General features: G+C 64.2%; 13 protein-coding genes. 8 read left to right on the top strand and 5 right to left on the bottom strand.

Features of this window, described 5'->3' with window-relative positions:
• Positions 1–52 precede the first annotated feature (52 nt).
• The 5 genes from GF399_05955 to GF399_05935 all read left to right on the top strand — a co-directional run bounded on the left by GF399_05955 (position 53) and on the right by GF399_05935 (position 5,799).
• Positions 53–1,699, top strand: a complete 1,647-nt coding sequence (locus GF399_05955) for a glutamate--tRNA ligase (GenBank protein ID MBD3399859.1) — start codon at positions 53–55, stop codon at positions 1,697–1,699.
• 208 nt (positions 1,700–1,907) lie between these two features.
• A complete protein-coding gene (locus GF399_05950; protein ID MBD3399858.1) occupies positions 1,908–3,290 on the top strand; it encodes an L-lysine 6-transaminase in 1,383 nt (460 codons plus the stop codon).
• A gap of 147 nt (positions 3,291–3,437) precedes the next feature.
• A complete protein-coding gene (locus GF399_05945; protein MBD3399857.1) occupies positions 3,438–4,265 on the top strand; it encodes a hypothetical protein in 828 nt (275 codons plus the stop codon).
• Positions 4,266–4,292: 27 nt separating this feature from the next.
• The gene (locus GF399_05940; protein ID MBD3399856.1) at positions 4,293–4,451 is read left to right on the top strand and encodes a hypothetical protein; all 159 of its coding nucleotides are present in this window, start codon (positions 4,293–4,295) and stop codon (positions 4,449–4,451) included.
• Between the two features lie 157 nt (positions 4,452–4,608).
• Positions 4,609–5,799, top strand: a complete 1,191-nt coding sequence (locus tag GF399_05935; GenBank protein ID MBD3399855.1) for a hypothetical protein — start codon at positions 4,609–4,611, stop codon at positions 5,797–5,799.
• 279 nt (positions 5,800–6,078) lie between these two features.
• Here GF399_05935 and GF399_05930 read toward each other — a convergent pair whose 3' ends face one another.
• The 5 genes from GF399_05930 to dnaB form a co-directional block, all read right to left on the bottom strand.
• The gene (locus GF399_05930; GenBank protein MBD3399854.1) at positions 6,079–7,017 is read right to left on the bottom strand and encodes an MCE family protein; all 939 of its coding nucleotides are present in this window, start codon (positions 7,015–7,017) and stop codon (positions 6,079–6,081) included.
• A 138-nt stretch (positions 7,018–7,155) separates the two neighbouring features.
• Positions 7,156–7,959: an ATP-binding cassette domain-containing protein gene (locus GF399_05925; protein MBD3399853.1), complete on the bottom strand. Its 804-nt coding sequence runs from the start codon at positions 7,957–7,959 to the stop codon at positions 7,156–7,158.
• Positions 7,960–7,961: 2 nt separating this feature from the next.
• Entirely contained in the window at positions 7,962–8,768 is an 807-nt protein-coding gene (locus tag GF399_05920; protein ID MBD3399852.1) for an MlaE family lipid ABC transporter permease subunit, read from the bottom strand.
• A gap of 1 nt (position 8,769) precedes the next feature.
• Entirely contained in the window at positions 8,770–9,900 is a 1,131-nt protein-coding gene (gene alr, locus GF399_05915; GenBank protein MBD3399851.1) for an alanine racemase, read from the bottom strand.
• A gap of 1 nt (position 9,901) precedes the next feature.
• Positions 9,902–11,344 (bottom strand): replicative DNA helicase, encoded by a 1,443-nt coding sequence (gene dnaB, locus GF399_05910; protein ID MBD3399850.1) that lies wholly within the window; start codon positions 11,342–11,344, stop codon positions 9,902–9,904.
• On the opposite strand from dnaB, the gene GF399_05905 reads away from it, so the two are divergent.
• The 3 genes from GF399_05905 to GF399_05895 all read left to right on the top strand — a co-directional run bounded on the left by GF399_05905 (position 11,198) and on the right by GF399_05895 (position 18,392).
• Positions 11,198–12,565, top strand: coding sequence for a YbdK family carboxylate-amine ligase (locus GF399_05905; GenBank protein ID MBD3399849.1), 1,368 nt, complete (start codon positions 11,198–11,200; stop codon positions 12,563–12,565). The two genes, dnaB and GF399_05905, sit on opposite strands and share 147 nt — an antisense overlap.
• Positions 12,566–12,619: 54 nt before the next feature.
• Positions 12,620–13,897 carry an FtsX-like permease family protein gene (locus GF399_05900; protein MBD3399848.1) on the top strand — a complete coding sequence of 426 codons (1,278 nt, stop codon included), beginning with the start codon at positions 12,620–12,622 and terminating at the stop codon, positions 13,895–13,897.
• A 370-nt stretch (positions 13,898–14,267) separates the two neighbouring features.
• Positions 14,268–18,392 carry a tetratricopeptide repeat protein gene (locus GF399_05895; protein MBD3399847.1) on the top strand — a complete coding sequence of 1,375 codons (4,125 nt, stop codon included), beginning with the start codon at positions 14,268–14,270 and terminating at the stop codon, positions 18,390–18,392.
• Positions 18,393–18,448 lie beyond the last annotated feature (56 nt).

Here is an 18,448-nt window from a genome sequence, read left to right as displayed (position 1 = left end):
GGCACGGTTTTTGCGGAGGCGGACCGTTGCCGCCGTCCCAACGGTCGCCGAGATGCAAAAACCGTGCCGACTCCGGCGCCGAACCGCCGCTGCGCTACGAGCCCGGGGAAGCGGTTTTCAAAGGTCGCCGCTTTCCACCGCAACGATTAACGAACCCCTCCATCCCAGCCGAGGTAAGCAACCGATGACAGCCCCCGTCCGCGTCCGCTTCGCTCCCTCGCCTACGGGTCACCTCCACGTGGGCCACGTCCGCACCGCCCTCTACAACTATCTCTTGGCCCGGGGATCGGCCCACCGCGGCGCCGAGGCCGCCTACATCCTGCGCATCGAGGATACCGACGCCGAGCGATCGACGCCGGAGTCCCGGCGCTCGATCATCGACGAGTTGCGCTGGCTGGGGTTGGAATGGGACGAGGGTCCGCAGCGCGGCGGTCCCTACGGCCCCTATTTGCAGAGCGGGCGCTACGACGAGTTCCGTGAGGCCGCCCGTCGGTTGATCGACAGCGGTGACGTCTATCCCTGTTTCTGCACTCCGGAGGAGCTGGACGCCGAGCGCGCCGAGGCGCAGAACCACGGCCGGGCCTACGTCTATTCGGGCCGTTGCCGGGGTCAGGATCCGGCCGAGGCCGCCGAGCGGATGCAGTCCGGCGAGCCCTACGCCCTGCGCTTTCGGGTTCCCGCAGGGGATACGAGCTGGCGCGAGCCCACCGACCGCGGCGAGGTCGTCTTCGCCAACGCCGACATCGGCGATTTCGTCATCTGGCGCCGGCCCTCCCTCGAGGCCGGGCATCCGCTCTACAACTTCACCGTCAGCGTCGACGACATTGCCATGGCGGTGACCCATGTGCTGCGCGGCGACGATCACATCTCCAACACCCCGCGCCAGATCATGATCTATCGCGCCCTCGAAGCCGAACCGCCGGTCTTCGTCCACCTGCCGATGATTCTGGGACCGGACAGAAAGAAGCTATCCAAACGCCACGGGGCGACCTCCCTGGCCGAGTTCCGCAAGAACGGCTATCTGCCCGAGGGCCTGGTCAACTACCTGGCCCTGCTGGGTTGGAGCGAGGGCACGGGACGGGAAGTCTACGGTCTGAGTGAACTGGTCGAGCGCTTCAGCCCCGAGCGCTTGAACATGACCGCGGCGGTCTTCGACTACGACAAGTGCCGGCACATCAACGGCGAGCAGCTCAAGGCCCTCGATCCCGAGGAGCGCGTCCGCCGCGCCCTGCCCTTCCTGCGGGAAGCCGGCACCGTCCCCGCCGACCTCGACGAGGGATCGTCCGCCTGGCAGCGCCTGGTGACCATCGTCGACGAGATCGGTGATCGGGCCAAACTGCTCACCGACTACGCCTTCTATGTCCGCCCCTTCTACCATGCGCCGACGGTCTACGATGACCAGGCGGTCAAGAAGGTGCTCAACAAAGCCGGCGCCCGGGAGCGTCTGACCGTGGCCCGGGAGCTGTTGGCCGCCGCGGGCGGCTACCACACCGCGGCCCTCGAGCAGCGCTTCCGCGAGCGTGTCGCCGAGCTGGACTGCGGTCTGGGCAAGCTCATCCAGCCCGTCCGCGTGGCCCTGACCGGCGACCGCGTCGGCATCGGCCTGTTCGAGACGGCCGAACTCGTAGGTCAAGAGGAGACCTTGGAGCGTGTCGATGCTTGTCTGGCCTACATGCGGGAGCGGGACCTCGGCGCCTGACACTAGGGTTGACAGCCAAAAAAGCGCCTAGTACACTCGCCGTGGCGGCGACCGCAACCGGGTAGGGTCTGCAGCGTTCCATCAGGCGCTCACCCGCCGGTACTGCGCGTCTCCGTCGCGACCCCATCCAACGTCCACGCCCCCCGGAGTGACGCTTCCGTCCGTCCCCTTTTTTTGCCCTCCGCGGCCGGTTAGGAAAGGAGTCATCTTGACCGACAAACTCACGCCCCAACAGGTCCTGCCCACCCTGCAGAAACACATGCTCGCCGACGGTTTCGGCGATATCGTCTTCGATCCCGTCAAGAGCCAGGGCGCGATCCTGCACGACATGCTCCACGATCGCGACTACATCGACCTGTTCACCTTCTTCGCCTCCAGCCCCATCGGCTACAACCACCCCCACCTGACCTCGCCGGAGTTCCTGAAGAAGTTGGGACGGATCGCGGTCAACAAGACCTCCAATTCCGACATCTACACCGTCGAGATGGCCGAGTTCGTCGAGACCTTCGTCCGGGTGGCCATGCCCGACTACATGAAGTACCTGTTCTTCGTCTCCGGCGGCGGCCTGGCCGTCGAGAACGCGATGAAGACGGCCTTCGACTGGAAGACCAAGCAGAACCTGCAGCGCGGTATCTGGAGCGACGACGCCGAGGCCCAGGCCAAAGAGGACGAGCTGGTTATCATCCACTTCCGCCAGGCCTTCCACGGACGCACGGGCTATACCCTCTCGGTCACCAATACCGACGACGCCCGCAAGTACAAGTACTTCCCCAAGTTCGACTGGCCGCGGATCAGCTCGCCGGGGATCAACTTCTCCCTGCCCGAGCCCGAGCGCTGGGAGTTCTGCGCTGTCGAAGAAGAGCGCGCCGTGGCGGAGATCCGCCGCGCCATCGCCCTGAACCCGAACAAAGTCGCCGCCATCCTCATCGAGCCCATCCAGGCCGAGGGCGGTGATCGCCACTTCCGCACCGAGTTCCACAAGTGGCTGCGCGAGCTGGCCGACGAGGCCGAGGCCCTGCTGATCCACGACGAGGTGCAGACCGGTTTCGGCCTGACCGGACGCTTCTGGGCCTCGGAGCATTACGACGTCCGTCCCGACATCATCTGCTTCGGCAAGAAGTCCCAGGTCTGCGGCATCATCGTCGGTGACCGCCTCGACACCGTCAAGTATCACGTCTTCTCCGACGAGGCCGACGAGACCGGCGCCGTCCCCGGCGGCAGCCGGCTCAACAGCACCTGGGGCGGCAACCTGGTCGACATGGTCCGCTGCCAGGCCTACCTCGAGGTCATCGAGGAGGAGAGGCTCGTCGACAACGCCGCCGAGGTCGGCACTCACCTGCTGACCGGTCTCTACGACGCCCTCGAGGGCACCCCGGGCACGGCGGCCCGCGGCGTCGGGCTGATGATGGCCTTCGACCTGCCCACCGCCGAGATGCGCAACGAGGCCCACGGTAAGCTGCTGGAGAACGGCCTATTCACAATTACCTGCGGCCCGCGCTCCATCCGCTTCCGCCCGCCCCTGATCCTGACCAGGGAGCTGGCCGACAAGTCCCTGGACATCGTCCACGAGACACTGAAAAAAATGGGCTAGTCGAGGTGCAGACCGGCATCAAGAACGGGGGCGGAAAAACCGCCCCCGTTTGTTCTTGGGAAACACCTTTTCCTTTTATTATGATGACTATGGTCTGTTGAATTACAAATTTAGAATGTTTACTCTTGATGGAAAGGAGGGTTTCACATGAAGGATTTCTTACAAAAGTTTAAAGTTGCACTACAAATACTTGCCGCAGTTGCTGCAATTGCAGCACTTGTCCAGTTTATTATAAATATAATAGGCTTAAACCAATTAGTTAACAGCTATGTTTATTCTATTTCTATAGTTGTCTTATTAGTATCAAGTTTAATATTATTGATAGTCCAAGAAAAACAAAACAATAGAATAGAACGCTATTCAGAAGTATTCACACACATACATAACGCAATGCATTGCTTAAGAGATGCCTATTTTGCCGATCTTAATAACAAAGGAAAAGATATACATATTAAATGTTCATTAATTGAGATGGCAAATGCTTTTACTTTGATAACTGGTCATAAGTGTCGAGCGTGCATCAAACTCCTAGCAATTTGCGAAGGCAGTCTTGATATGTCAAATACTATTAATAACCTTGTGGTATATAATTATAAAAGAAATTCAGGCAACCCAAGGTTACGTGATATTCATTATGTTAAAGATAATTCAGATTTTAAGGAGCTTATTAAGGATCAAAATCATAGTGTGTTTTTTAGAAACGAATTGCCTTACAAAGGATACGTAAATTCTTCATATACAGATGAACAAATAGAAAAAGGTGAGATGGACTATTTTTCAACAATCGTCTGGCCGATTCGCAAGGTGCTTGAAGAAGACGCTGGAGATGTAACCCCAATGATGGAAGACCAGGATATAATTGGTTTTTTCTGCATTGACAGTCTAGAGAAAAACATTTATAATCGAGAAAAGGACGTGGAGATTGGCCACGCGTACGCTGACGCATTATATACTATTTTGAAGCCTCTTTTTTAACAATCAACCAACACATCGGAGGAGAAAATGGGCTCCGAAAGCGAACGAATTCACGTCGACGAAGAAAGCGGTATCGCCCGAGTACTGATTGAAACAGATTCGGGCGAAGCCTATTGTCTGCACGTACGTACCGCCGAACGCATCAAGGAAACCCTGGCTGCGATGAGCGCCAATGGTTCACGTTGAGGGCTGGTTCATCGATGACGTGTCTTCGGACGGCCGTGGCCGTCCGTTTTTTCATGTATGTTTTGCCTCGCATTCCCTGGTATTTGACACCCCCAACGCGGGCCGCTAAAATCGGCCCCTGTCAAGCAACCATCCCTCTCCCAGCACCGAGGTGGACATGCTCAATCCCGGACAGCTAAAACTCGACCTCTTCTGCAAGGGCCTGCGGCTGGACGATTCCTGCGAGCTGGAAAAGGACGCCCGCCACGTCATCCGCACCCGCGGCGGCCTGGGTTCCGGTCTGGACTTCCTCCTCGACCAGAACGTCTGGGTCAACGCCCCGCTGATCGAGCACTTCGTCCCCCAGTCGCCCTACGTGCTGCACAAGCGCGAGGGCCGCTACTACATCCATGACGAGCGCGGGGACGGCCTGGTCTACAACGCCTACATGCTGCCCCAGCCCCAGTGGTACGAGCGCGAGACCTCGACCGGTGTGCCGATGCGCAAGATCGGCGTCATGCAGGGCAGCTACCCGGCCATCTACGCCAGCCGGCTCTGCGGCTTCTGGGAGATGGACAACAACTGCCGCTACTGTAGCGTGGGGCTCAACCTCGGCGATACCGAGGAGGGCGAGAAGAAGATCACCGAGGTCGTCGAGGTCTGGAAGGCCGCCCGCCAGGAATTCAAGAGCACCTTCCTGCACTTCAACACCGGCTACGAGGACGGCAAGTCCATCGAGCACCTCTGGCCCTACCTCGAGGCCGTCAAGAAGGAAACCGGCGCCATGATCGGCGTCCAGTGCCCGCCCGTGCCCGACTTCACCTGGTACGACAGGCTGAAGAAGCTCGGCGTCGACCACCTCTCCTTCTGCCTCGAGATCTTCAACCCCGAGATCTTTCCCGAGATCTGTCCGGGCAAGGCCGAGTACATCGGCCGCCAACGCTACCTCGACGCCATCAAGTACTGCTCGAAGCTCTTCGGCAAGGGTCGCATTCACGGCGAGATCATCGCCGGCCTCGAACCCCCCGAGGACACCATCGCCGGCGTCCAGCAGTTCGCCGAATGGGGCGCCGCCACCACCATCTGCATCTTCCGCCCCACCATCGGCACCAAACTGCAGCACGTCAATCCGCCCCGGTACGAGAAGATGGCCCCCATCTTCAAGCGGGCCTACGAGATCTGGATGGAGCAGGGCGTCCCCACCGGCATCGCCCCGGGCATCCAGGTGGCCATGACCCTGCAGCCCAAGGAAGCCGCCTTCTTCAAGGATGAGACGACACCGTCCTACACCGGTCAGCGCCTCAAGCTCTGGTTCATGAAGCGCGCCGCCCGGGCTTTCTTCAAAACCCGGCTGCTGTTCAAGGGCTAGGTACGGTTTCTTGTCGGAGTTGTTAGCAACCGGGGCCCGCGGGCCCCGGTTTTCGTTCATCTGCGGCTCCCGTAGGGGACGACTGTCCCCAGTCGCCCGTGTTCGAAAGACCCCAGGGTCGACATCAAGAACGACCGGCGGGCTGGCGCGCGATATACGACGAGTTCTCCCGGTTTGCCGGGTGAACTCGTCGTGGAACAAACTGTGCCGGCCCGGCGGGCGGCTGTAAGAAAAACGGCCCCCGCGGGGGCCGTTCGTGATTAGTCGTCTCCGCGACGCCTAGAACACGCTCAGGTTGAGGTACTCGCGCGGGTTGTCGATGATGGCGTCCAGCAGCTCCTTGGCCTTCTCCAGGGTCTGGTTGAGCTCCTCGTAGGTTCGGTCGTCGTAGATCAACTTGCCGGCGGTGCCCTCGCCGGAGGCGATGGCGGCGATGATGTCGTTCAAGTGGCTGACGATGTTGTCGACCTCGGCGGTGATCGAATCGACGTGCTCCATCGTCATCTCGAACCGCGGGCCGACGAAATCGACCACACCCTCGACCTTGGCGCCGATACGCTTGAGGGTGGCGGTGAAACCGGCGATGTCCCCGGTGATCTGGCGCACATTGCGCATCGTGGCGGTGACCTCGGGGGCGGAGAGGCGGATCAGGGCGTCGAGTTCGGCGACCATCGAGTCGATGTGACTGACCGTACTCTTGAAGCTGGCCACGGTCTCCTCGTCGAACAGGGCGGAGATCTCGGCCAGGGCGTCGCCGATCTTGACCACGATGCTGCCGGCGGATTCGAACAACTCATCCATGCCGACGGCGGTCTGGCCGTAGACGACGGAATCGGGCTCCAGGTTCGGGGCGTCGGGCGAACCCGGCGTGATGTCGACGTACTTCTCGGCCATCAGGCCCTTGGTGCGGATGGCGATCGTCGAGTCGGTGCGCACGATCACCTGATCCTCGAGCCAGAGGACGACCTTGACCATCAACTGGTCGGAGTTCTCGGGCTTGTACCACTCGACGCTCTCGACACTGCCGGCACGGACACCGGCGTAGAGCACCTTGGCGTCGGGCACCAGTCCGGAGGCGCTGTCGAAGATGACGGTGATCTGGTAGCCGCCGCGGAAGCAGTCCAGATCGCCCACGCTGAACAACAGGGCGATGAAGACCACCAGGGCGACGACGACGGTGATGCCGACCTTGGCCTCGACGGAGCGTTTCTTGGCCATAGTACCCGCTGCCTGTTTCGGGATGGAGGACGCGGTAAAGATACCGCCGCGACCCGGTTGAGGTTCCCTGGGGACCAATGGTAGGAACTAATGATAGCACAGCCGGGCGCCGGAGCGCTCGACGGTTGGCAAAACAGCCTAGAGGTTGGCCTCGCTGGCCCGCTTCTTGGTGCTGCCGCCCAGAGGGTCGATGGGACCCTCGGCGCGGCCCTCGATGAACTGCTGGACCCGGGGATCGTCGCTGTGGCGGATCTCCTCGTTGGAGCCGTCGAAGATGATCCGGCCGTCATGTAGCATGGCGATGCGGTCGGCGGTCTGGTAGGCCGACTGCATATCGTGGGTGATGATCACCGTGGTCGCCCGGGTATAGTCCTTGGTTTTGTTGATCAGCTCGTTGACGGCGGCCGAGGTGATCGGGTCCAGCCCCGAGGTCGGTTCGTCGTAGAGGATGATCTCCGGATCGCCGACGAGGGCCCGGGCCAGCCCGGCGCGTTTCTTCATCCCGCCGGAGAGCTCGGCGGGCATCAGGTGTCCGGTGCCGGGCAGGCCGACCTGGGTCAGCTTCTCCTCGACGACGCGTTCGATCTCCTCGCCCCCCAGCTCGGGATGCCAGTTGTCGAGGAAGAAGCCGACGTTCTCGCGCACGGTCAGGGAGTCGAACAGGGCGGCGAACTGGAAGACGTAGCCCACCCGGGCGCGTACCTGGTACAGCTCGGACAGCCCGGCGGAGTTGATGTGGGTTCCCAGGCACCAGATGTCGCCCTCGGTGGGCTGGAGCAGGCCGAGGACGTGCTTGAGCATCACGCTCTTGCCGGTGCCCGAGCGGCCGATGACCGCCACGCTCTCGCCGCGGTGGATCTCCAGGTTCACCCCCTCGAGCACGACGGTGTCGCCGAAGCTCTTGTGGAGGTTCTCGATCCTGATGTGGGTCTCGTCGGGCATCGTCAGTCGAAGGCGATGAAGAACAGCGTGGTCAGGATCAAATCGACGATCAGGACGTTGACGGCGGAGACGACCATGGCGGCGGTGGTCGCGCGGCCGACGCCCTCGGCGCCGCCGAAGGTTTTGAAGCCGTAGTAGCAACTGATGATGGCCAGTACCTGACCAAAGGCGAAGGCCTTGATCAGCCCGCTGACCATGTCCCAGACGTCGGAAAGGGAGCCCAGCTCGGCGATGTAGACCCCGGGATCGACGCCGGCGATGACGATGCAGACGAAGAAGCTGCCCACCTGGGCCACGCCGATGGCCAGGGCGGTCAGTACGGGGGTCATGATGCTGGCGGCGATCAGCCGGGGGGCCACCAGGTAGGTGAAGGGGTCGCTGGCCAGGGTCTCCAGGGCGTCGATCTGCTCGGTGACGCGCATCGTGCCCAGCTCGGCGGCCATCGACGAGCCGACGCGTCCGGCCAGCATGATCGCCGTCAGCACCGGCCCCAGCTCCCGGGCGAAGATCACCGAGACCATCCCGCCGACGTAGCCCTCGGCGCCGAACAGCACCAACTGGTTGACCGATTGCAGGGCGATGACCATCCCGGTGAACAGGGCGGTCATCGTCACCACGGACAGCGACTGCACACCCAGGCGGTACATCTGCTCGAAGATCAACTCGCCCCGGGGGAAATCGCGCAGCATACGCTTGATGGTGCGGCCGTAGAAGACCAGCATCCCGCCGACGGTGCTGAGCTTGGCGATCAGCCAGCCGCCCAGGGAGCCGAAGGCGCGCAGCCGGGGCTGTTTGGTCCGGGTGGTCAACTCAACCGCTCCCCAGGTAGTGCCGCGGGACGCGCTCGGAGAGGGCGCAGGTTACCTCGTAGGGGATGGTGTTCATCCACTCGGCGACCTCCTCGACGCTGATCAACTCCCCCGAGTAGTCGCGGCCCATCAGGGTGACGACCTCGCCGGCCCGAACGTCCTCCAGCCCGGCGAGATCGATCATGCTCATGTCCATACAGATCACGCCGATTATCGGCCGTCGCTCGCCGCGGACTATCGCCCGGGCCCGGCCCGTCATCCCGCGGTGCCAGCCGTCGGCGTAGCCCAGCGGCAACACGCCGACGGTGGTGTCGCGCTCCAGGCGGTAGCGACGGCCGTAGCTGATCGTCGTTCCGGCGGGCAGGCGCTTGACCACGGCCAGGCGGGCCCGCAGGGCGATGGCTGTCTCCAGGCCGATCTCCCGGCCGACGTGGGGGCTGGGATAGCTGCCGTAGAGGGCCAGGCCGGGACGGACCATGTCGAAGTGGCTCTCGGGCAGCTCGAGCGCGGCGGCGGTGTTAGCGGCGTGGCAGATCCCGGGCTGCAGTCCGCGCTCCCGGACCGCGTCGATCACCGCGGCGAAGCGCCGGATCTGCTCCCGGGCGAAGGATTTATCCGCGCCGTCGGCCAGGGGGAAGTGGGTCATCATACCGCCGAGCTCGATCTTCGGCAGGGCGGCCAGTTCGACGGCCAGCCCGGCGGCGTCCGCGTGCCACACCCCCAGGCGGCCCATGCCCGTATCTACCTTGAGATGGACCTTGACCGGCGCCCGACCCTGGAACTCCAGCCGCTCGCTGAGCGCCCGGCCCAGGGACAGGTCGCTGATCACCGGGGTCAACTCGTACTTGATCAGGGCGTCCAGCTCGTCGGGCAGCGGCGAGACCAGGCAGAGGATCGGCAGATCGTAGCCGGCCTGGCGCAGCTCGACACCCTCGTCGATGAAGCTGACGCCGAGCCAGTCGCAGTAACGGTGCAGCTTCTCGACGACCTCGAGCTTGCCGTGGCCGTAGGCGTCGGACTTGACCACGGCCATCACTCGCACGGCGGAACCCACCCGGCGTCGAATGCGGCGCAGGTTGTCCAGCACGGCGTCGAGGTCAACCTCGGCCCAGACCGGTCGGTTGGGATACATGCTAGAAGGGCGGCTCTTCTTCTTCGACCTCGGCCCCCGGCCCCAGGGGACTGGGCTGGAAGCTGGGGTCCAGGTTCTCGAAGCGCAGGATGTCCTTGAGGAACAACAGGTGGATGTGCCCGATGGGGCCGTTGCGCTGCTTGGCGACGATGATCCGGCTGACCCCCTCCTCGTTGAGGGGACCGGCGGCGGCCGCCTCGTCCTCGCTCTGCTCGCGGCCGACCTTGTAGTAGTCCTCGCGGTGCAGGAACATGACCACGTCGGCGTCCTGCTCGATGGCGCCGGACTCGCGCAGGTCGGAGAGCTGGGGGATCTTGCTCTTGACGGCCCGCGAGGTCACCCCGCGGTTGAGCTGAGCCATCGCCAGCACCGGCACCTTGAGCTCCATCGCCAACTGCTTGAGGGAGCGCGAGATCTCCGAGACCTCGACCTGGCGGCTCTCCGGCTTGCGGTGGGGCGCCGTCATCAACTGCAGGTAGTCGACGACGATCAACTGTATGTCGCGCTGCATCACCAGGCGGCGGGCCTTGGCCCGCAGCTCCATCACCGTCAGCGCCGCCGTGTCGTCGATGAAGAAGGGGGCGTCGGCCAACCGGGCGGCCACCCGGACGAAGCCCTCCATGTCCCGATCGCTGATCCTGCCCGAACGCACGTTGTGCGAATTGATCCGCGCTTCGCTGCACAGCATCCGGCGCACCAGCTCGGCGGCGCTCATCTCCAGACTGAAGAAGCCCACGCCGATGCCGCGGTCGATGGCCGCCCGCTGGGCGATGTTCAAGCCCAGGGCCGTCTTGCCCATCCCGGGCCGGCTGGCCAGGATGATCAGGTTGGATTTGTGCAGACCGGTCAACAGCTCGTCCAGGTCGTAAAAGCCCGTCGGAACGGCGTCTTCGGTGGCCCGCTTCTCGTGGATGGCCCGGATGTCGGCCAGGGCGTCGTCGACCAGACCGGAGAGGGGCTTGAGCTCCTGGGTCATCCGGTTTTCGCCGATGCGGAAGAAGCCGTCCTCGGCCCGCTCCAGCAGAATCGAGGTCTTGTCCTGACCGTCGAGGGCCTCGCCGATCAGACGGCGCGAGGTCTCGATGATCTGTCGTCGCGTCGAGGCGTCGCGCACCAGCCCGATGTGGGATTCCAGCCCCGCCTTGGTCACCGCGTCGTCGCGCAGCTCGAGGACGTAGCCGAAGTCGGCCTCGCTCAAGCCCTCGGGCGAGTTGCGCATCGCGTCGGTCACCGTCAGCAGGTCGACGGTGCGCTCGGGCTCGCCCTCCAGCTCCAGGATGGTGGTGAACAGTTGGCGGTGCAAGCGCTTGAAGAAATCCTCCTCGCGCAACCCGCTCTCGAACACGATGTTCAAGCCCTCGGTAAAACGCAGGCAGCAGCCGAGAACGTGGCGCTCGGCCTCGATATTCTTGGGCCAGCTGTCGGCCCCGGTCCGGGTGTCCATTCGAACGGCCTCCTTTCGGGTACAGTTTACCTTAGTCTGCGGGTCGCGGCAAGCCGCCGCGCTGGACTACCTCCGGGGGCCGTGCTACACTTCGCTGTAACCCTCGTAGAGCCGCCGGGGCCACGGCGGCGGGGAGGAACCGTGGAGCTGTTCACCATCGGCGTCGAAGAAGAATTCGGTCTGGCCGATCCGGTCACCGGCGAACTCAAGCCCGCCGTTCACCGGGTGCTGGCCGGCCTGAGTGAGGCCGAACGGCTCGAGATCAAGCCCGATGTCCACCAGGCCACCCTGGAGACCGCCACCCCGGTCTGCCTCGATCTGGTGGAGGTGGAGCACGAGCTGGTCCGCCTGCGGCGCCACGCCCGCCGGGCGGCCCGCCTGGCCGGTGTCGAGCTGTTCAACGCCGGCGCCCATCCCGATTGCCGCTGGCGCGAACAGCCCTACGTCCACAAGCAGCGCTACCTGATGCTGGCCGATCACCAGGGCGAGGCCTGGTTGCAATGCCTGTTCTGGGGCCTCCACGTCCACCTCGGCGTCCCCGACGAGTTCGAGCGCCTCGAGCTGGCCAACCGCCTGCGCTCCTACCTGCCGCTGTTCATCGCCTTCGCGGCCAACTCCCCCTACTGGGAGGAGAAGCCGCACCCCGCCGGCAACGCCCGGATGGATATCTACTCCCGCCTGGAGTATGTCGGCGCCCCGCCACGCTTCGATTCCTACGACGCCGTCGATCGGGCCATCCGGTCCTACGCCCATCTCGGCGCCCGCCAGATCAAGGACGTCTATTGGGACATCCGCCCCCGGCGGGTCTATCCGACCATCGAGTGCCGGGTCTGCGACATGCAGACCAGCGTCGAGGATTCCCTGCTGCTGGTGGGCCTGATCCTGCTGGCCGCCCTGGCCCTGCGCGACGGCGACGGCGTCGTCGAGGCCGCCGAGGAGGAGATCGCCCCCAACCGCGAGGCCGCCGTCGCCGGAGGGTACGAGGCCCGGATCAGCCTGGGCGGAGAGAGCCTGAGCGTCCGCGAGGCCCTGCTGCGTTTCCTGGAGAGTTGTCGGCCCTTGGCCCGACGAGCCGACCTCGACGATGTCCACACCCGCATCGCCCGTCGGGTGGAGAGCAGCTTCTGTCCCGCCGTGCGCTACCGCGAGCTTTACCAGCGGGCGCCGGGCGATCACCGGGTCCTGCTGCAGCGCCTCAACGAACTGCTGCTGCCCGCTTGAACGCCATCAAGCGACCCCGCTTCTCAACCACCATTCTACGATTGACGCGCCATAATGAACGCTCAACGCGGCCCCCGGCGAAACATCTTCACCCTGTTCCTCGACATGCTGCGCGAGGCCGGGCGGATCGCCCTGTCGGCGATCAAAGCCAACAAGCTGCGCAGCTTCCTGACGGTGCTGGGGATCATCATCGGCGTGACCGTGATCATCACCCTGATCAGCATCATCGACGGGATGGAGAACGCCATCGCCGAGCAGATCGGCTCCCTGGGCTCCAACTTCATCATGGTCACCGAGCGGCCGCCGGTCCAGTTCGGCCGCCCCGATCCCGCCCTGCGCAACCGGCCCGATCTGGAGTACGAGGACGCCGAGGCGATCATGGAGAACTGCCCGGCGGTGCGCTTCGCCTCGCCGACCAATTTCACCGGCGCCAACATCTCCTACGGCGGCAACCAGACCGGCACCATGCGCGTCGTCGGCGGCAACGAATACCTGAGCCGGATCTACAGCCTGCCCGTCGAGTACGGCCGCGACTTCACCCGGGCCGACATCCAGGGCCACCGGCGCGTCGTCGTTCTCGGGTATGACATCGTCGACGCCCTGCTCCCCAGCCAGGACCCCCTGCTCAAGGAGGTCCGCATCGCCGGCAACCGCTTCACCGTCATCGGCGTACTCGAGCGGCGGGGCGATTTCCTCGGCCAGAGCCAGGATAACTTCGTCGCCATTCCCTTCACCACCCTGGACAGCGTCCTCGATCCAATGCGCTCCCAGGGCTCCGAGGTCGACATCGTCGCCGTCTCCACCAGCCCGGCGACGGTCTACCGCGCCAGCAACCAGATCGAAACCCTGATGCGGAACCGCCGTGGGGTCAAGCCCAACGAAGACAACAATTTCGAAGTTACCACCCAGGGCGGGATGCTCGACATCTTCGAAGAGATCTCCACGGTCATCTACGCCATCATGATCGGCGTTTCCTCGGTCTCCCTGCTGGTCGGCGGCATCGGGATCATGAACATCATGCTCGTCGCCGTCACCGAGCGCACCCGGGAGATCGGTATCCGCAAGGCCCTCGGCGCCCGCAAGCGCGACGTGCTGGCCCAGTTCGTCATCGAAAGCATCATCCTGACCCTGTTCGGCGGGGCCGTCGGCGTCGGTCTGGGGCTGCTGTTGGCCTGGGGCTTCGCCGCCCTCCTCGAACTGCCCAACGCCGTCAGCGTCTGGTCCGTCGGCCTGGGCCTGGGTTTCTCGACGGCCGTCGGCCTGGCCTTCGGCATCTTCCCCGCCTGGAAAGCCGCCCAACTCGATCCCATCGAGGCCCTGCACTACGAATAGCAGTGCCGCCTTAAACCAAGCGAACCCCGCCGCGGCGAGGCTCTTGTCATAAACAGTCCGCAACGTCACAGGCCCGCCGCCGCGAGACCTTTTACCCCAAAACCCAGCGTTACCGCTACTTTAAACCCGCAGCGCCCCCGGAACTGGCACGGTTTTTGCATCTCGGCGACCGTTGGGACGGAGATCAACGGTCCGCCTCCGCAAAAACCGTGCCAGTTCCGGGGGCGCGCAGTGCTGGCGTGTTTCGCGTTTGTTGAATAAGGTCTCGCGGCGGCGGTTCCGGCGTCGTGTCGCCTTACCTGGGCGGTATTCTTCTGTTATGATACGGGGGATCACTTCTGCAAGGCCATCATCCAACGGGGGCGGTTAGATGCTCAATGTAATTCCGGGATTCATCCAGCAGCGTCGTTCGGCGGGTGAGAACCACGGTAAGCTGACGGGCGGCGTGGTCTTCGCCGATCTCTCGGGTTTCACCGCGATCACCGAGCGGCTGATGTCTCGAGGCGCCCAGGGCGCCGAGGTGCTTTCGGAGGTGATCAACCAGCTCTTCCGGCCGCTGATTCGGCGGGTCTATGATCGCGGCGGCTTCGTGGTGAATTTTGCCGGCGACGCTTTCACCGCGCTGTTGAGGCGACCCGGGGACGCCTTACTGCTGGCCCTGGAGATCGGCGAGCGTTTCCGCGGCCGGGGCGGGTCGTTCAGGACGGCGCTGGGCGATTTCGAGCTGTCTTGTCGGGTAGGCGCGGCCCACGGCGCAGTGGAGTGGGGTGTCGTCGACGTCGGGGAGCGTTCGGTCTACTATTTCCGCGGTGAGCCGCTGCGGGCGGCGGCGGGGGCCATCGAGGACACTCCGCGGGGTGCCGTGGTCTTCGACGACAGTTTGTTGCGGGCCGGCGGGGGTAACCGCTGGGTATTGCGTTCCGGGATCGAGAAGCGCGAATCCCTGAGGCGTCTGCGGCCGACCTTCGTGCGGCGTTTCGTTCCCGACGAGGTGTTGGAAAGCCGTTTGGGCGGCGAGTTCAGGGACGTGGCCCCCGTGTTCGTGGGCTTTCGCGGGTTCGAGGAGCGCGATGAGCTGCACCGCTTCATCGCGGCGACGGTGGAGGAGAGCGCGCGCTACGGCGGTTACCTCAACGGCTTGTTTTTCGGCGACAAGGGTCCCAACCTGTTCGTCATCTTCGGCGCGCCGGTCTCCTACGAGCGTAACACCGAGCGGGCGGCGGAATTCGTCTTGGCCCTGCGTGGGCGCTACGGCGACGCCGTGCGCGCCGGGCTGACCCACGGTCGCGTCTATGCCGGGATCAGCGGCAGTCGGCGCCGTTGCAACTATACCGCCCTGGGCTCGACGGTCAACCTGGCGGCCCGGCTGTTCAGTACAGCCGCCTGGGGGGAGATCTGGACCACGCCGACGGTCAAGGGCATCCTGGGTGGAGATTACGGCTTCCGCGACGTCGGCCGGCGCAGTTTCAAGGGCGTTGGCGGCGAGCTGGCCGTCGCCGCCCTCGAGGGTCACGCCGGGGGCGGTGGCGAGTTCTTCCAGGGCGAGTTCCGCGGACGCGACGTCGAGGCGGCGGCGCTGCGGACTTTTCTGGCGCCCCTCGGCGCGGGGCGCTGCGCCGGGGTTCACTACGTCTACGGCGAGGCGGGTATCGGCAAGTCCCGCCTGGTCCACGAGGTCGCCGCTTCAGCGGACGGCGAATTGCAAACCCTGGTTCTGCAGGCCGACGGCATCCTGCGGCGCAGCTTCAGCCCCTTCGTCTACGCCCTGGAACGCTACTTCGCTCAATCGGCCGAGAGCGGCACGGCCGAGAACCGTCAACGCTTCACCGAGCGCTTCGCCGCGCTTTGCGACGAGCTGGCCGCCCTGGACGATCCCCGGGCCGCTGCTGTCGTCGAGGAGCTCAGGCGTCTGGAGAGTCTGCCGGCGGCCCTGCTGGGCTTGCCGATGGAAGGGTCGCTCTACGAGCGTCTCGACGCCCGGGGACGCCTGGAGAACACCGTCTACGCCCTCAAGGCCTTCTTCAAAGGCCTGGCTCTGCTCCGGCCCACCCTGCTGATCCTGGAGGACCTGCAGTGGCTGGACGACGACTCCCGCGCCGCCCTGCCCCAGTTGCTGCGCAACGTCGCTGACTACCCGCTGGGCCTGTTCGTCACCAGCCGCTTCACCGACGAGGGCGGCAAGCCCCGCCTGGAGTTCGACGAGGAGCTGACCGTCGCCGAGCTGGTCGTCGACAGCCTGGAGCGCACAGCCGCCGTCGAGCTGAGCGAGGTCTTCCTCGGTCAGCCGGCGACGCCGGAGCTGGTCGGGTTCATTCTGGAGCGCACCCAGGCCAACCCCTTCTTCCTGGAGCAGTTCTGCCGCTACCTGGTTGAGAACGAGTTGCTCGAGACGGTCTGCGGGGGCTGCCGGCTGACCGGACGTCCCGAGGGCGTACCCGCCGGGATCCGCGCCGTACTTATCGCCCGGCTGGACCGCCTGTCGCGCAAGCTGCGCGAGCTGGTCCAGACCGCCGCCGTTCTGGGCCGGGAGTTCGAGGTCTCCGTCCTCTCGGCCATGCTCGAGGGGCGGCGGGTCGAGCCCCTGCTCGACGACGGTCGTAGCGAGGCCCTCTGGAACGCCGTCAGCGAGCTGCTCTACATCTTCAAGCACGCCCTGTTGCGCGACGCCGCCTACGAGATGCAACTGGTCAAGCGCCGCCGCCGGCTCCACGCCCTGGCCGCCGAGGCTCTGCGCGAGCTGCACGGCGACTCGCCCACCCACTACGCCGAGCTGGCCTACCACTACGAGCGGGCCGCCGATCGCGACAACGCCCGCGAGTACCTGGGCCGGGCCGTCGATCACGCCCGCGGCGAGTACCACAACCGGGAGGCCCTCGAGCTGCTCGGGCGTCTGATCCCCCTGCTCGACGATCCGGAGGAACGCCGCCGCCGTCGCCGGGAACGCGCCTCCATCTGGCAGTTGATCGGTGAATGGGACACCGCGGAAAGCTTCCACCGGGCGGAATTAGAGCGAGCCGAGCAAGCCAACGAGCCCGAACTACTTCTCGAAGCCCTGGTGGACATGGGCAGCTTTCTGGTCATGCGCGGCGATACAGACGAGGGAGCCGAACTGCTCGAACGTTGCCTGACCCTGGTCGAGAAAACGGCATCAGCCCCGCTACACGCCAAACTGCTGTTTCACCTTGGGTCCGTCAACTACCACCGGGGCGAGTACGATCAGGCCCTGGAATACTATCGAGCCTCCCTCGCCCGAGCCGAACAGGTCGAGGATCAGCAGTTGCTGGCCGACACCTGTAACAACATCGGCAACGTATACGCGGCGATGGGCGACTTCAAAACCTCGGCCGAATACTACAACAAGGACCTCGAGACGCAACGCCGGTTGGGGTCTTGGCGCGGGTTGGTCAGACCGATCTACAATCTGGGCGGTCTGGGCTACTACACCGGTGAATACCAACTCGCCCTGCGACAGTACGAGCAAGCCTACGAAATCGCCTCGCGCATCGGCGACAAACGCAGCATGGCCATCATCCTTGGTGGTATCGGTTCGGTCTACGCCGAGTTGGAGGAGCGTGAAAAAGCCGGGCGTTATCATCGACTCAAGCTGTCGATGAGCGAGGAACTGGGCGACAAGGTCGGCCTGATGTTCAGTTACGCCAACCTGGGCATCATCGAACGGGAACTGGGTAATAATGAACTGGCGCTTGATTATCATCGCCGTCAGCAGGAGCTGGCAGTCTCCCTCGGTAATAAGATGGTCGAAGCTTACAGCTACAGTTACATAGGCATGGTGCAAGATGAGCTGGGAGAGTTCGAGGCCTGCGAGACCAATTACCTGCGCGCCGTTGAGAGTCAGCGGGAGTTGAAGAGTAGCTTTGGCACGGCTGAAGCGCTACAGGTTCTGAGCGGATTTTACCAGCGAACCGGTCGTCCCGAACAAGCCCTGACGTCTATCGTCGAAACCATCGAGCTGCTCGGACCCCTCGGCAAACCGCGCAACCTCTGTGATTGCCTGATCACCAAGGGTCTGATCCTCAGCGATCTCGCGCGCTTCAATGAGGCCCGCAACGCGCTGATACGCGCCGTTGAGATCATCGCTGAAACCGATCTGCCGGACCTCCACTCCAGTAGTCTGCTGCGGCTGGCCGAATTGGAATTCGAGCAGAATAATATCGACGAGGCCCGGCGGCTGCACCAACGGGCCGCCGCGATCCTCGATGAACTGGACGATCCCGGCGTTCAGACCTACGAAGAACGCCTGCTGCGCGCCCGGTTGACGGCCCTCGAGGACAAAGAAAAGGCCGCGGCGCTCTGCCGCGACATCCTCGAGAACTGCGACGACGAGGAACCGGCCGCCGAGGCCGCCTTCCGGCTGCAGGAGTTCACCACCGCCGCCGCCGACCGTGCCGAGGCCCGCCGCCGCTATCAAGAACTCCACCGGCGCCGACCACTGGCCCTGTTCTCCCGGCGGCTCGAGTCCCTCGACAACGCCTGAGCACCCAGCGACGAGGGCCGGCACGAATCTTGCGACCCGGGGCCCGTCGTCAATCG

The organism is Candidatus Coatesbacteria bacterium, from assembly GCA_014728225.1.
Classification (GTDB): Bacteria; RBG-13-66-14; RBG-13-66-14; order RBG-13-66-14; family RBG-13-66-14; genus WJLX01.
This window is presented reverse-complemented; position numbering and strand designations above follow the sequence as displayed.